Raw genomic sequence first — 13,259 nt, forward strand, 5'->3', positions numbered from 1 at the left:
GCGACGGCTTGCCCCATGATATGGCCGTCTTTATCAAGGACAGGCTTTTTGAATGTCTTTGCCGCCGGTGAGTCGCCAACAAATCATGCTTTTTCGATTGCTTCGCCTCATCCTGGTCCTCGCGCTGGTTATTTCGGCGCCGCCTTCGTTCGAGGCGATGGCGCAGGCGCTTGGCCAGGGCTCCGCCGGCTTGATCACCGATCAGCAGAAAGTCATCCAGGGCCTGACGGCCAAGACCGACGATCTCGAAAAGAAAATACAGCAGGACAGTGAGGACGATGCCTCGCTCGTGGATATCCGTCTGCAGCTGGAGGATCTGTCGCGGGCGGCATTGACCAGTGCGCTGGCGTTCCGTTCGCGGCTCACCGACATCAACAATCGCATCGAGGTGCTCGGTCCACCGCCGGCTGCGGGCCAGCCGCAGGAGCCCGACATCGTGACCGGCGAACGCCAGGCACTGGCGTCGGAAAAGGCCGAGATCAACGCGGTCGTCGCCGCCGCGCAGAACCTGTCGATCCGCATCAGCGGACTGATCGACAAGATCGGCAATATGCGCAGCGAGCTGTTCCGCAACCTTTTGACCAAGCGCTACGTGCTGTCCGATGCGCTGAGCCCGCAGGTCTTCTCCGACGCCCAGGAGGAATACGCCAACTTTTACAAGGCGGTGTCGTCCTGGCTGAGCTTCGCGTTCAAGTTCAAGTTCCAGGCCATCCTCGCAGCAACCTTCGTGGCGCTCGGCCTGGCGCTGGTGCTGCTGGTCGGCGGCAGGCGCCTGTTCGGGCGGGTGTTCGAGGCCGACCCCTCCAACGAAGATCCGTCCTATCTCAGCCGCTTGTCGGTGGCCTTCTGGTCCACCTTGCTGCCGACGCTGGCAGTCGGTTCGTTCCTCGGCTCGACCATCTTCTTTTTCAATTATTACAATGTGTTGCGTGGCGACATTGGCTTGTTCCTCAATGCGCTGGCGACTGCCATAGGGGTGATATTCTGCGTCAACCGGCTGACCAATGCGGCGCTTGAGCCGCGGCTGCCGAACTGGCGCCTCATCCCGGTCGAAACCGGGCCGGCGCGCTGGCTGGTGCGCCTGTCCACCGCCATGGCGGTCGTCATCAGCGTCAACACCTTCCTGTCTGTCGTCAACGACAAGATGGGATCACCGCTGTCGCTGACCATCGCGCGCAGTTTCGTCGCCACCATTGTCGTCGGCATCCTCTTGATCCTGATGGCGATGCTGCGGCCGTTCAAGGCACGCGACGGAAGCTGGCGGCCGTGGCCGGCATGGCTGCGCTATCTGGCGCTGGCGCTTGGCCTGTTCACCATCATCGCCGCCTTGCTTGGCTATATCGGCCTTGCTCTGTTCGTCTCGCTGCAAGTCGTGGTCACCGGCACGGCACTGATCACCGCCTATATCGGCTTCCTGTCGGCGCAGGCGATCGGCGAGGAGGGGGCTTTCGCCAACACCACTGTCGGGCGCTGGCTGTCGACCAATTCCAGCTACGAGGACACGGCACTAGACCAGCTCGGCCTGGTCGTCAGTGTTGCCATCAACCTATTGATCGTGCTGGTTTTCCTGCCGCTGATCCTGTTGATGTGGGGGTTCCAGCCCGGCGACATCCAGGCATGGGCCTACAAGCTGGCGACCGGGGTCAATATCGGTTCGGTGACGATTTCGGTCACCGGTATCTTGTCCGGCATCGTCGTCTTCATCATCGGCTATTTCCTGACCCGCTGGTTCCAGGGTTGGCTCGACGGCTCCGTGATGGCGCGCGGCAAGGTCGATACCGGGGTGCGCAACTCGATCCGGCTCGCGGTCGGCTATGCCGGCGTGGCGCTGGCGGGGCTGGTCGGCATCTCGGCGGCGGGTATCGATCTCTCCAGCCTGGCACTGGTGGCCGGTGCGCTTTCCCTCGGTATCGGTTTCGGCCTGCAGAATGTGGTGTCGAATTTCGTCTCCGGCCTGATCCTTTTGGCCGAGCGGCCGTTCAAGGTCGGCGACTGGATCGTCGCCGGCGACGTCAGCGGCACGGTCAAGAAGATCAGCGTGCGCGCCACCGAGATCGAGACTTTCCAGCGGCAGTCGGTGATCCTGCCCAATTCGAACCTGATCAACAACGCCGTCGGCAACTGGACGCATCGCAACAAGCTCGGCCGCATCGACATCAAGGTCGGCGTCGCCTATGGCAGCGACGTCAAGCAGGTTCACGCCATCCTGCTGGAGATCGCACGCGGCCACCCGATGGTGCTGAAGAACCCCGAACCTTTCGTGCTGTTTTCCAATTTTGGACCTGCGGCGCTCGAATTCGAGATCCGTGTGTTCCTGGCCGATGTGATGAACGGCAACATCGTGCAGAACGATGTCCGCTTTGCCGTGCTGGAAAAATTCAGCGACCAGCACATCGAGATCCCCTCCACGCCGCGCGCCGTCATCGAGACCAAACATGCGAAGGCCTGGCCGACCGACGACGACAAGATCGAGGCCGACTTTGCCGAACAGGAGCAGGCCAAGGCGGACGCCGCGGCCGAGGCGAAAAAGCTCGCCAAATCGGGGCGAAAGGTGCGCAAGCCCGATCCCGATTAGGTTTGTTCGCGGTTCTCGATCAGCGCCGACAATGCCGCGCGCAGATCGGTCTTGCCGCGCCTGATCTCGCCGACGCCGTGTTCGGCATCTATGCGGCCGGCATTGTGGGCGTCGAACATCGCGGCGACCAGTTCGGCGTAACTCGTGCTGATGCCACCGCCAACGAGGGCCGGAACCCAGTCCTGCCTCGGCAATTCGCGGGCGACGATCTCGCGGTCGGCAACCTCGCCAAGCGTCCGCGCCACATCGGTTGCGCTGTAACGATCGGGCCCCTCGGCATGGACCAAGCGAAGCGCGTCGCCGCCGCCCGAAAGGAGGAGATCAGCCGCCATCAGGCCGACGTCGCCGGCCGATACGGTCGGGAAGGACTTTGATACGGGATGATGCAGGCTCGGCAGCACGCCGGTCTCAATCGCCCGGCCAGCCAGGCGGTTCCAGTTTTGCATGTGCTCGGCGGAACGCAGCACCGTCAGCGCCGCCGGGATTGTCTTCAGCTGCGATTCCAGATGATGGAATGTGAGCGTGATGCCGGTGCCGGCGGCAAGCTGGGCGCCATAGTCCGAGATTGCCAGAATGCTTTGCGGCCGGCTCTGATCCAGTGCGGTGACGATGGACCGGATGGTGGATTCCATCTCCGCCGACGCGTCATCGGCGCGGAAGCCGGTGGGACAGATGACCTGAACAGCGGTGGCGCCCTTTGTCGCCCGCGCCAATGCCGGCGCATCGCGCAGATCGGCGATTTCTGTTTCGCAACCAAGCGAACGGAACTCTTCGGCATGGGACGGGTTTCGCACTATGGCCCTGACCGGAACGTTATGCTGACGCAGCGCACCGATGGTGGCCCGTCCAATCTTTCCGGCAGCGCCCAACACAACAAACATGTCCTGTACCCTTCAATCTGACCAATGGGATGTCAGGAATGCCGGATGGGCGGGCTTGGGTCGCCCAGATATAGACGGCGCAAGACAAAAACGGATGATTGGCTGCGAAAGCCAAAGGCCGGCGAAAATGCCGAACCGCTGGCTATCGCTGCATGCGGATCAGCGCGGCCGGTGTGACACCGAGGATGCGCTTCATGCTTTGCGCCATGTGACTCTGATGCGCGAAACCGGCCTCGAGCGCGATCTGGCTGAGCGGCATCTTCCCCTGATGCAGCAAGGTCCTGGCCCGCTCGACCCGGCGATGGATGACGTATTGGTGGGGCGGCATGCCGAACGTGCGGCGAAACAGCACCTTCAGATGCGAGACGCTGATGGCCGCCACCTGGGCCAATTCATCCAGCGAAAGATCCTGGTCGAGATTGGCTTCGATGAAATCGGCCAGCCTGCGCTTCTGACCGAAAGAAAGCGTTTGCTTGGCTGGGGCTTCCGGCTTTGACCCAGCACCCTGGATGATCTGCACCGCCAGCGCCCTGGCCAGGCTTTCGAAATACAGCCGATCCGATGGCACATCCGGTTTCAAACCGGTCGCCAGCGCATGGGCGATGTGTTCGATCCTGGGATCGCGGTGCTGGAACCGCGGATTGACGACGAACCTGTCCGGATCGATTTCGAGATCCTCGGCAGCACGTCGGACCAGTGCGGGACTGACCCACAGCCTCAGGATGGTGCAGTCCGCGTCATCCTCCCAGTCGCCATCGAGGCCGGCGGGCACGATATCGATGTCGCCGTCCGACTGGACCCGGCGGTGATGTTTTCCATCGCAATGGCACGACGCGTTGACCGGCGCTCCGACGTGGATTCCAAGCCGATGGTTGACGGATGCGGGCACATAGTGGGTCAGCCCCGCGGTAATCCTTCGCGACTCAACCCCAACGCCGATCGTTTCCAGCCAATTGTCGTGCATGGTCATTTCTTCGCGTTCGCCGCCTTCGACATCATATCGTGCCGGTTCGCGAAATTAACAGGTCGGACGTATGCCTTCGGGCAGCCAAAGCCGATTGCGGCATGAATGCGGCATTCAGTTGCGGTTCAGCTTCCATCTCATATAAGCTCCCATGCAAAGGGCGAAAATGCCTTGCGAAATGCAACAGAGGCGGTGGGAACACCGATATTGCAAAATGTGGAAGTCTCTCGTCGCTGCCGTGGCCTTGCTCGCCGTGAGCGGTTCGGCCCATGCTGCCAGCGCGGTCAACAAGGACGCCGAGACCCGCACGCTGGTCGTGACGGAGGGCGGCAGCAAGACCGACCTTGCGCTGGCCGGCGGTGAAACCGTCGAGTTCTGCCAGAACGGCTGCTTCGTGACCTTGCCGAATGGCGACCTCGAGGCCCTGACCGGTTCGGAAACCGTCGAAATCTCGGGTGGTGTCGCCCGCATCAAGTAATCGTGGCGGCATGATTGGAAAGGCCGGGCATTTGCTCGGCCTTTTATCCTTTCCGGTAGCAGTTACTTAACAATGACGCCGGAAATACCGGTGCGGCAGCCGCCTGCAACCAGGCGTTTTAACGTTCGCTACGCCATCCCCCGCTATACCAGCGTCAAGACGCCGACAAGCGGCGCGCAACCAGATTCCGGTTTCCCGGATCATACGCTGGCAGGGCAGGACAGACATGGACGCGCGGTCGGACAGGAACGCAATACCGCTTGCGGTCGATCTCGACGGCACGCTGATCGCGACCGACCTTTTGTGGGAAGGCTTGTTCCTCCTCCTCAAGAAGAACCCGCTCTATATCTTTCTGGTGCCGTTCTGGGCGGCCGGCGGGCCGGCGCGGGTGAAGCTGGCGATCGCGCAGCGCATCGACATCGATCCCGCGACGCTGCCTTATCGCGCGCCGCTGCTCGATCGGCTGCGTATTGAGCACAGCGAAGGCCGCAAGATCGTGCTGGCGACCGGCACGCCGCGCAAATTCGCCGACGCCATAGCAGCCCATCTCGGCATTTTCGACCGCGTGCTGGCGACCGATGGCTTGGACAATCTCACCTCCGGCAAGAAGCGCGCCTCGCTGATATCAGCCTATGGCGATGGCGGCTTCGACTATGCCGGCAACAGCCGCCACGATCTCCAGGTCTTCGACGCCGCGCGCAATGCGATCGTCGTTGCGCCCGACCGCCATGCCGCGCGCTGGCAGGCGGCGCATGGCGCCGAAACCATGCCGGCGCCGAAGCCGACCTTGCGGACCATCGTCAAGATGCTGCGCGTGCATCAGTGGCTCAAGAACTCGCTGATCGCCGTGCCGATGGTGCTGTCGCACGAGTACTTCAATACCAACATGATCTGGCAATGCCTGCTGGCGTTCATCTCGTTCAGCGCGGTGGCGTCGGCGATCTATATCCTCAACGATTTCTTCGATCTCGCGCTCGATCGCAAGCACATCACCAAGCGCAACAGGCCGTTCGCCAGCGGCGCGCTGTCGATCCCCTTCGGCCTCGGTGCGATGGTCGTGCTGTTGGCGATCGGCATCGGCGCCGGCCTGTTTTTGCCAATCGAATTCCTCGGTGTGCTCGGCGGCTACATGGTCGTCACCACGGCCTATTCGCTGTCGTTCAAGCGCATGCTGCTGGTCGATGTGCTGACGCTTGCCGGCCTCTATTCGATCCGCGTGATCGCGGGTGCTGCCGCAACCGGCGTCGACGTCTCGTTCTGGCTGCTCGCCTTCTCGATCTTCTTCTTCCTGTCGCTGGCGCTGGTGAAGCGCTTCGTCGAACTGCGCACCACTGCCATTCCGCCCGGCGAACGCATTGCCGGCCGTGGCTATCGTACCGAGGACCAGGAGATCGTCGCCCAGGCCGGCATGGCCTCCGCCTTCTCCTCGGCACTGGTGCTGGCGCTCTACATGGACAGCGTCGCGGTGCGCGAGCTCTATCCGCATCCCTGGCTGATCTGGCCGCTGCCGCCGATCGTGCTTTACCTCACCATGCGCGTCTGGATCCTGGCGCGCCGCGACGAGATGCATGACGACCCGGTCGTCTTCATCATCCGCGACTGGCGCAGCCAGATCGTGGTGGCGATCGGCGCCGTGCTGCTGGTCATCGGGGGCTGGTAGGCATGGCCGACCGTTTTCGCAGCTTTGGCCTTGCCACGCCGCCTGCGGCAAGGGCGATCCACGCCGACGACGCCATTGCGCTGCTGAAGGGCGGCCAGGCGAAGGAAGGGTCGCTGCTGGCCTATGGCAATGGGCGTTCCTATGGCGATTCCTGCCAGAACCAGGCCGGCGCGGTCGTCGACATGCGGACGCTGAACCGCATCCGCGTCTTCAACGCCGAGACCGGTGTTCTCGAAGCGGATGCCGGCGTGCTGTTGTCCGACATCATCGCCCATGCAGCACCCTACGGCTTCTTCCCGGCGGTGGTTCCGGGCACGCAATTCGTCACGCTTGGCGGCGCCATCGCCAATGACGTGCATGGCAAGAACCATCACCGGCGCGGCACGTTCGGCTGCCATGTCGAAAGCTTCACGCTGCTGCGCTCCGATGGGAAGACCTATCGCTGCTCGGCCACGGACAATCCGCGCCTGTTTGCGGCGACGATCGGCGGCATGGGCCTGACCGGCCTGATCCTGTCGGCCTCGATCCGGCTGATGCGGGTGCCTTCGCTCGACATCGTCGAGACGACGACGCCGTTTCGCGACCTCGGCGAATTCTTCGATCTGGCAGAGGCGGCGGACCAAGCCAATGAGTATGCCGTCGCCTGGATCGACCAAATCGCCGGCGGCCGCAACAGCGGTCGCGGGCTGCTGTTCGCCGGCAACCACGCCGAGCACGGCTCACACGCGGCCTCGCGCGCCGGCGGCAGTCTGGCGGTGCCGTTCCAGCCGCCGTTCAATGTGCTCAACCGGCCGTTCCTGACCGCCTTCAATGCCGCCTACCGATGGAAGAAAGGCCGGGCGACCGCGCCGCGCCAGACCAGCTACCGCAGTTTTTTCTTCCCGCTCGACGGTATGCGCGACTGGAACCGGCTTTATGGCCCCAAGGGACTGTTCCAGCACCAGAGCGTGATGCCGGAAGAGGCTGCACGTACCGTGGTGCCGGAGCTGCTCGCGGCGGCTCGGCGGGCCGGGCAGGGGTCTTTCCTCACCGTGCTGAAACGCTTCGGTTCGATCCGCTCGCCGGCGCTGCTGTCATTCCCGCGACCGGGCTGCACGCTGACGCTGGATTTCCCCAACAAGGGGGCGGCGACGCACGCCCTGCTTGGCGAGCTCGACCGCATCACGATCGGGGCCGGCGGGGCGGTCAATCCTTACAAGGATGCGCGCATGAGTGCTGCGACCTTCGCCGCCTCCTTCGCGGGCTGGCCGAGGCTGGAAGCACTGCGCGACCCTGCCTTCATGTCCGATTTCTGGGCGCGCACGGCCGGCGGCATCGACCTGCGACGACGCGGCGCTGAGGCGGCGGAATAGATAAAATTGGAATGAATCGTGGTTAGCGAATGATTAATTGCAAGGTTTACTCAAAACATTCTTGTGAGTTCACGAAATCTTTTCAGCTTTGTATTACTCGATGACACGGGGTGGGTGAGCAGGCATGAAATATATCGTCTTCATTCTCTTTACGGTCATGACTAATGCCGCTGCGCAGCTGATGCTGAAGCAAGGCATGATGTCGCTTGGGCCGATCTCGTTCGAGGGCGTCAATCCGCTCGTCAAGCTGCTGCAGATCGTCTTCAGCCCCTGGGTGTTCCTCGGGCTTTGCACCTTCGTGATCTCGATGGCCTCGCATCTCTATGTGCTGTCGAAGGTCGAGCTTTCCTTCGCCTATCCGTTCCTCAGCCTTGCCTATGTCGCTGTCGCCATCTTCGCCTATTTCGTTTTCCGCGAAGACCTCAATGGCTGGCGCATCGCCGGCATCGCCTTCATCTGCGTCGGCACCGTGCTGATCGCGCAAAGTGGTCGCGGGCATGAGGATCAGACCGCTTCCATCACGCCTGACAAGATCCCAGCAAACGAGATCGTTCGATGAGACATGTGATTTTCGGCGGTGACGGCTTCGTCGGCCGTCACCTCGCCCCGAAGCTTGTGGCCGATGGCGAAGAGGTTCTCGTCGCCGATATCGTCAAGAGCGACCTTGCGCATTACCGCAACGTCCGCTTCATCAAGTGTGACGTCACCGATCCAGCTTCGGTCGCCGCCGTCGGGCTGAAGGCCGACGACATGGTCTACAATCTGTCGGCCAAGATGCTGTCGCCGATCCAGGTGCGGGCCAAGCGACACGACTTCTTCTTCCCGGTCAATTTCCATGGCACCGAGCACATCATGCAGGCCATGGACAAAGCCGGTGCGGCAAAACTCGCCCACTACACGACGGACATGATCTACGGCCACACGGTCACCCAGCCGATGACCGAGGAGCATCCGGTCGCGCCGCTTGGCGAATATGGCTGGTCGAAGCAGAAGACTGAGGAACTGGCGGCCGAATGGCGCAAGCGCGGCATGTCGATTTCGCTGTTTCGCCCGCGCCTGATCATCGGCCCAGGCCGGCTCGGCATCCTCGAAAAACTGTTCAAGCTGATCGACTGGAACCTTCCGGTGCCGATGATCGGCACGGGCAAAAACCCCTACCAGTTCATCTCTGTTTTCGATTGCGCGGAAGCTGCCCGCGCGGCCTGGAAGGCCGGCGTGCCCAATGAGGCCTATAATTTGGGTTCCCTCAATCCGCCGCCGGTGAAGAAATTGCTCGGCGACCTGATCCGGCATGCCGGCTCGAAATCGATCCTGCTGCCGACGCCGGGCTGGGCGGTCAAGCGCACGCTCGACCTGCTCGATCTCATGAACATGCCGATCATGGACCCGGAACAGTATCTGATCGCCGACGAGGAATGCGTGCTCGACGTGTCCAAGGCCGAACGCCAGCTCGGCTGGGTGCCGCAATATCGCGACGAGGACATGCTGATCGCCGCCTACAGCGAATACCGCGCCAAGAAGGCCGGTCCTGCTGTGGCCACCAAGCATGTGCCCGCCGAATAGCGGGCCCGCCAAACAGTTTTATGGCGCACGACGCGGGTCGTCAGCGCGGACAGGAGATTGAAATGACCGTCATGGCCAAGCCCGAACAGACAAATGCGCGCACCCTAGTCAGTGCGCCGGCGCTGTCGCCCGCCACCATCGCCAAGCCCGATCTGATCAGCGTCGAACAGGCCAAGGCGATGGATGTCGCGCGCATGACCGACCTGTTCAAGGCGCATCTCAATCCCGGCCAGCTGCATTTCATGAAGCTGCTCGGCTTCCACAAGATCAAGATCGAGCGTGCCGAAGGCATGTTCTACATCGACCAGAACGGCCGCAAGATCCTCGACTTCTTCGGCGGCTTCGGTTCGCTTGCCTTCGGCCATAACCATCCGCGCATCCTCGAAGCGCGTAAAAAGTTCCAGGAAGAGAAGCGCCAGGAAATCGCCATCGCCTTCATGTCGCAATATGCGGCAGCACTCGCGCACAACATCGCCAAATGCTCGCCCGGCGATCTCGACATGGTGTTTTTGGGCTCGTCCGGCTCTGAAGCGATGGAAGCGGCGGTGAAGCTCGCTGAGCGCGCCGCCGGCCCGAAGCGGCCGAAGATCGTCTATGCCGAGAATTCCTTCCACGGCAAGACCAAGGGCGTGCTCGGCATCACCGACGGCCAGCTCTACCGCGCTGACTTCAAGATGGCGGACAATACGGTTCGCATTCCCTTCGCCGACATCGAAGCGGTCGAGCGCCTGTTCCGTTCCGATCCCGAGGTCGGCGTCATCGTGCTGGAAACCATCCAGGGCGGCGGTGGCATTATCCAGGCACCAGCCGAATACTGGCAGAAGCTGCGCGCGCTCTGCGACCAGTATGGCGTGCTGTGGGTGGCCGACGAAGTGCAGTGCGGCTACGGCCGCTCGGGCCGCTTCTATGCGTTCGAGCATTACGGCGTCGTGCCCGATGTGACGGCGCTGGCCAAATCGCTCGGCGCCGGCAAGGCGGCGGTCGGTGCGATGATCGCCAGGCGAGATGTCTACATGAAGGCCTATGGCACGCCGAAGACGGCGATGATCCACGCCATGGCGACCTTTGGCGGCATGGGCGAGGCCTGCGTCACCTCGATCGAGGGCCTCAACGTGCTCTATGACGAGGGGCTGATCGACAACGCCGCCTTCACTGGCGACTATTTGCTGCAGCGGCTGCAGGTGCTCAAGGAAAAATACCCGAAGATCATCAAGGATGTACGCGGCAAAGGCTTCATGGTCGGCCTCGAGTTCCACGACTTCTCGCAGACCTTGCCGATGGTGCTGCGCCCGATCGTCAGTGTGCTCGACGACAAGCTGAAGGGCTCGCTGTCCGGCTTCGTCGGCGCGCTGTTGCTGCGCGATTACGACGTGCTCGTCGCTTTCACCGAATACAACCGTAACGTCATCCGCCTCGAGCCGCCGCTGATCTGCCAGCGCGAGCATGTCGACCGCTTCGTCGATGCCTTCGACAGCCTGCTGTCACGCGGCATCGTGTCGATCGTGAAGGATTTCGTCAAAAGCCAAGTCCGTTGAGCACAAAAAGATGCTGACCAAGTCTCCCGCTCCGCAGAACATGCTCGATCGGCTCGCCGAGGCCGGTCTGGCTTGGGGCGAGGGGAGCTATGCGCGGCTGGCGGCACCGATCGGCGCGGCGGCGTTCGCGCTCTACATCCTTCTGACGGCGTTCACAGCTTGGGTGATGCCGGACGCCAATTGGGACATGCTGCCCTACCTCGCAATATCCGAGGAAGGCACCTATCCCGATGCGCAGGCGCTGCATGATTATGCCTACAGCACGGTCAAGGCGGGCGTGTCGGCCGGCGCCTACAAGGCGCTGACCGATGATGGCGGCGGCTTCCGCAGCCACATGACGGAGAATGCCGCCGACTTCCATTCTCTGCTCGGCATGTACCGGATCAAGTTCCTTTACGCCGAGATCCTGTCGACGCTGAGCGCGGTGATGTCGCCGGTCGAGGCGATGCGCCTGGTGCAGCTGTTTTCGGTGCTGCTGTTCGGCGCCATCGCGCTGCTCTGGCTACGCTCGGAGAAGGCCTTGGCGCTGGCGCCGGTGGTTGGTGCGGTGCTGATCATGGCCGATTTTGGCGACGCGGCGCGGGCTTCGACGCCGGATCTGCTCACGTCGGCGCTGCTGCTCGGAGGGCTTTTTGCCTATACCAGAGGCCGCGAGGTGGCGACGGCGATCCTCCTCTTTCTCGCCTTCATGGTGCGGCCGGACAATATTGTTTTCCTTGCCATATTCGCGGTGCTGCTGATCGCCTTCCGGCAGAAGGCATGGGGTGCGCTGGCCGGCTTTGCCGCGTCCTTCGTTGCCTATTTCGCCATTTCGCACTGGGCTCATCATCCCGGCTGGTGGCCGCATCTGTGGTTCTCCAGCATCGAACAGCACTACAATATGGACGGGTTCGCGCCGGCCTTCTCGGTCACCGCCTATCTCAAGGCTTTTGCCACATCGCTGCTGCGCGCCGTCAATTTGAACAGCTGGGTCGGCGTTTCGGTTCTGGCACTGGCCGGCTGGTTCGCTACCGGCCGTGCCGGCTTCCGCCTCGACCGCCGCGCCGGCATCCTGTTCGCGGCGTTGGTGCTGGGGGCGCTGGCGAAGTTCACGGTCTTTCCGATCCATGACACGCGTATCTATTTCCCGCATCTGATTCCGCCCTTCCTGCTGCTGGCAACGCCGTTCATGGCGCTGTGGGCGGCCGTGGCTCGCGGCCAGCATCGCGCCGCCTTGCACGTCATTCCTGGAGACAAGCCATGAGTTCGCTATCCAGCCTGGCGCGCATCGCCTTGTCGCTCGGTCTTCCCTCGGGCCTGCTCGACCGCGGGCCGTCGCTGCGCGGTACGAAATTCCTTGCCAGGGCGGCGCTGAAGGCACGCTTCGGTGGGGCAGGGCAGCCGTTCCAGATGGTCAATGTCGGCGCTTGCGACGGCGCGCTGTTCGACGACGTCACGCCATGGCTGCACAGGATATACGGCGCCCGCGCCATGCTGGTCGAGCCGATCCCGTACAATCAGAAGCGGCTGCGCGCCAACTATCCCGACACGGACCGCTTCATCATCGAGCCGGTAGCCGTCACCAAGACCAAGGGTACGATCACCGTCCACACTTTCGATGCCGCCGCGCTCGAGGCCGGCACGCTGCCGATCGAGTTCATTGGCTGCTCGTCGGTCACTGACACCAATCTGATGTCGGGCAAGAATGCCTGGGGCGAGGCCGATGCCAACTTCAACAAGTTCGCGCCACACCTGAAAGACATCGAGGTGCCCTCGGAAACGCTGCAGACCTTGCTCGATCGCAACGGCATCAGCCACATCGATGCCTTCCTCGTCGATTGCGAAGGCGCCGACTGGATCGTCTTCGAACAACTCGACCTCAAACGCTATCGTCCGGGCATGATCAAGGTCGAGGTTGGTGCGTTGCCGGCCCCGGAGATCGGCCAGGTCGTGGTCAAACTGAAGACGGCGGGTTACCAGGTCGGCTTCCAGGCCGAGGATATCTGGGCCTTCGCCTGAGCTTCGCCGCCGACCTTCGTCCACAACAGCAATCAGTGCCGGTTGCCGCGCCGGCCAAATGCGCTTGACAAAATAGCGCCGGCCCATTCAACTTGGAGCATTCACCAGGGGAGTCCCGGCAAGGGGCTGAGATACTGCTGGCTTCGCGGCGCAGTGACCCGTTGAACCTGATCCAGTTCATACTGGCGTAGGGACGGTGCAAGCGCTTTGCGGGAGTTCACGCCCGAAGTCCTGTTTTTCAAGCAGGGCGACC

Annotated in this window: 11 protein-coding genes and 1 riboswitch; of the genes, 9 read left to right on the forward strand and 2 right to left on the reverse strand. The window is 62.5% G+C overall.

Going from position 1 to position 13,259, the window contains the following annotated elements; all coding sequences use genetic code 11:
• Positions 1-85: 85 nt before the first annotated feature.
• Positions 86-2,575, forward strand: coding sequence for a mechanosensitive ion channel family protein (locus CKW40_RS09910; RefSeq protein WP_095199769.1), 2,490 nt, complete (start codon positions 86-88; stop codon positions 2,573-2,575).
• On the opposite strand, the gene CKW40_RS09915 is transcribed toward CKW40_RS09910, so the two are convergent.
• On the reverse strand, positions 2,572-3,456 hold the full coding sequence (locus CKW40_RS09915; RefSeq protein ID WP_095199770.1) for an NAD(P)H-binding protein: 885 nt from the start codon (positions 3,454-3,456) through the stop codon (positions 2,572-2,574). The two genes, CKW40_RS09910 and CKW40_RS09915, sit on opposite strands and share 4 nt — an antisense overlap.
• Positions 3,457-3,598: 142 nt before the next feature.
• Positions 3,599-4,420 carry an AraC family transcriptional regulator gene (locus tag CKW40_RS09920; RefSeq protein ID WP_095200252.1) on the reverse strand — a complete coding sequence of 274 codons (822 nt, stop codon included), beginning with the start codon at positions 4,418-4,420 and terminating at the stop codon, positions 3,599-3,601.
• 214 nt (positions 4,421-4,634) lie between these two features.
• Between CKW40_RS09920 and CKW40_RS09925 the strand changes: the two genes are divergently transcribed.
• From CKW40_RS09925 to CKW40_RS09960, 8 genes are all read left to right on the forward strand, one after another.
• The gene (locus CKW40_RS09925; protein ID WP_032930670.1) at positions 4,635-4,898 is read left to right on the forward strand and encodes a hypothetical protein; all 264 of its coding nucleotides are present in this window, start codon (positions 4,635-4,637) and stop codon (positions 4,896-4,898) included.
• Positions 4,899-5,124: 226 nt separating this feature from the next.
• Entirely contained in the window at positions 5,125-6,558 is a 1,434-nt protein-coding gene (locus tag CKW40_RS09930) for a UbiA family prenyltransferase (protein WP_095199772.1), read from the forward strand.
• Between the two features lie 2 nt (positions 6,559-6,560).
• On the forward strand, positions 6,561-7,910 hold the full coding sequence (locus CKW40_RS09935) for an FAD-binding oxidoreductase (protein WP_095199773.1): 1,350 nt from the start codon (positions 6,561-6,563) through the stop codon (positions 7,908-7,910).
• Positions 7,911-8,034: 124 nt separating this feature from the next.
• Positions 8,035-8,469 (forward strand): EamA family transporter, encoded by a 435-nt coding sequence (locus CKW40_RS09940; protein ID WP_095199774.1) that lies wholly within the window; start codon positions 8,035-8,037, stop codon positions 8,467-8,469.
• A complete protein-coding gene (locus CKW40_RS09945) occupies positions 8,466-9,473 on the forward strand; it encodes an NAD-dependent epimerase/dehydratase family protein (RefSeq protein ID WP_095199775.1) in 1,008 nt (335 codons plus the stop codon). Before CKW40_RS09940 ends, CKW40_RS09945 begins: the two co-directional genes overlap by 4 nt.
• 62 nt (positions 9,474-9,535) lie before the next feature.
• Complete coding sequence (locus tag CKW40_RS09950) at positions 9,536-11,008, forward strand: aspartate aminotransferase family protein (protein ID WP_095199776.1); 1,473 nt, start codon at positions 9,536-9,538, stop codon at positions 11,006-11,008.
• Between the two features lie 10 nt (positions 11,009-11,018).
• Complete coding sequence (locus CKW40_RS09955) at positions 11,019-12,251, forward strand: glycosyltransferase 87 family protein (RefSeq protein WP_095199777.1); 1,233 nt, start codon at positions 11,019-11,021, stop codon at positions 12,249-12,251.
• Positions 12,248-13,006 (forward strand): FkbM family methyltransferase, encoded by a 759-nt coding sequence (locus CKW40_RS09960; protein ID WP_095199778.1) that lies wholly within the window; start codon positions 12,248-12,250, stop codon positions 13,004-13,006. The genes CKW40_RS09955 and CKW40_RS09960 overlap by 4 nt, the downstream gene beginning before the upstream one ends.
• Positions 13,007-13,102: 96 nt before the next feature.
• Positions 13,103-13,218: riboswitch (TPP riboswitch) on the forward strand.
• Positions 13,219-13,259: the final 41 nt, after the last annotated feature.

The sequence above is a fragment of the Mesorhizobium carmichaelinearum genome, assembly GCF_900199455.1.
Lineage (GTDB): Bacteria > Pseudomonadota > Alphaproteobacteria > Rhizobiales > Rhizobiaceae > Mesorhizobium > Mesorhizobium carmichaelinearum.

What these genes read in the sequence shown, in the direction of transcription:
- CKW40_RS09910 (WP_095199769.1), top strand. Translation starts at nt 86, where the DNA reads ATGCTTTTTCGATTGCTTCGCCTCATCCTGGTCCTCGCGCTGGTTATT.
- CKW40_RS09915 (WP_095199770.1), bottom strand. Translation starts at nt 3,456, where the DNA reads ATGTTTGTTGTGTTGGGCGCTGCCGGAAAGATTGGACGGGCCACCATC.
- CKW40_RS09920 (WP_095200252.1), bottom strand. Translation starts at nt 4,420, where the DNA reads ATGCACGACAATTGGCTGGAAACGATCGGCGTTGGGGTTGAGTCGCGA.
- CKW40_RS09925 (WP_032930670.1), top strand. Translation starts at nt 4,635, where the DNA reads ATGTGGAAGTCTCTCGTCGCTGCCGTGGCCTTGCTCGCCGTGAGCGGT.
- CKW40_RS09930 (WP_095199772.1), top strand. Translation starts at nt 5,125, where the DNA reads ATGGACGCGCGGTCGGACAGGAACGCAATACCGCTTGCGGTCGATCTC.
- CKW40_RS09935 (WP_095199773.1), top strand. Translation starts at nt 6,561, where the DNA reads ATGGCCGACCGTTTTCGCAGCTTTGGCCTTGCCACGCCGCCTGCGGCA.
- CKW40_RS09940 (WP_095199774.1), top strand. Translation starts at nt 8,035, where the DNA reads ATGAAATATATCGTCTTCATTCTCTTTACGGTCATGACTAATGCCGCT.
- CKW40_RS09945 (WP_095199775.1), top strand. Translation starts at nt 8,466, where the DNA reads ATGAGACATGTGATTTTCGGCGGTGACGGCTTCGTCGGCCGTCACCTC.
- CKW40_RS09950 (WP_095199776.1), top strand. Translation starts at nt 9,536, where the DNA reads ATGACCGTCATGGCCAAGCCCGAACAGACAAATGCGCGCACCCTAGTC.
- CKW40_RS09955 (WP_095199777.1), top strand. Translation starts at nt 11,019, where the DNA reads ATGCTGACCAAGTCTCCCGCTCCGCAGAACATGCTCGATCGGCTCGCC.
- CKW40_RS09960 (WP_095199778.1), top strand. Translation starts at nt 12,248, where the DNA reads ATGAGTTCGCTATCCAGCCTGGCGCGCATCGCCTTGTCGCTCGGTCTT.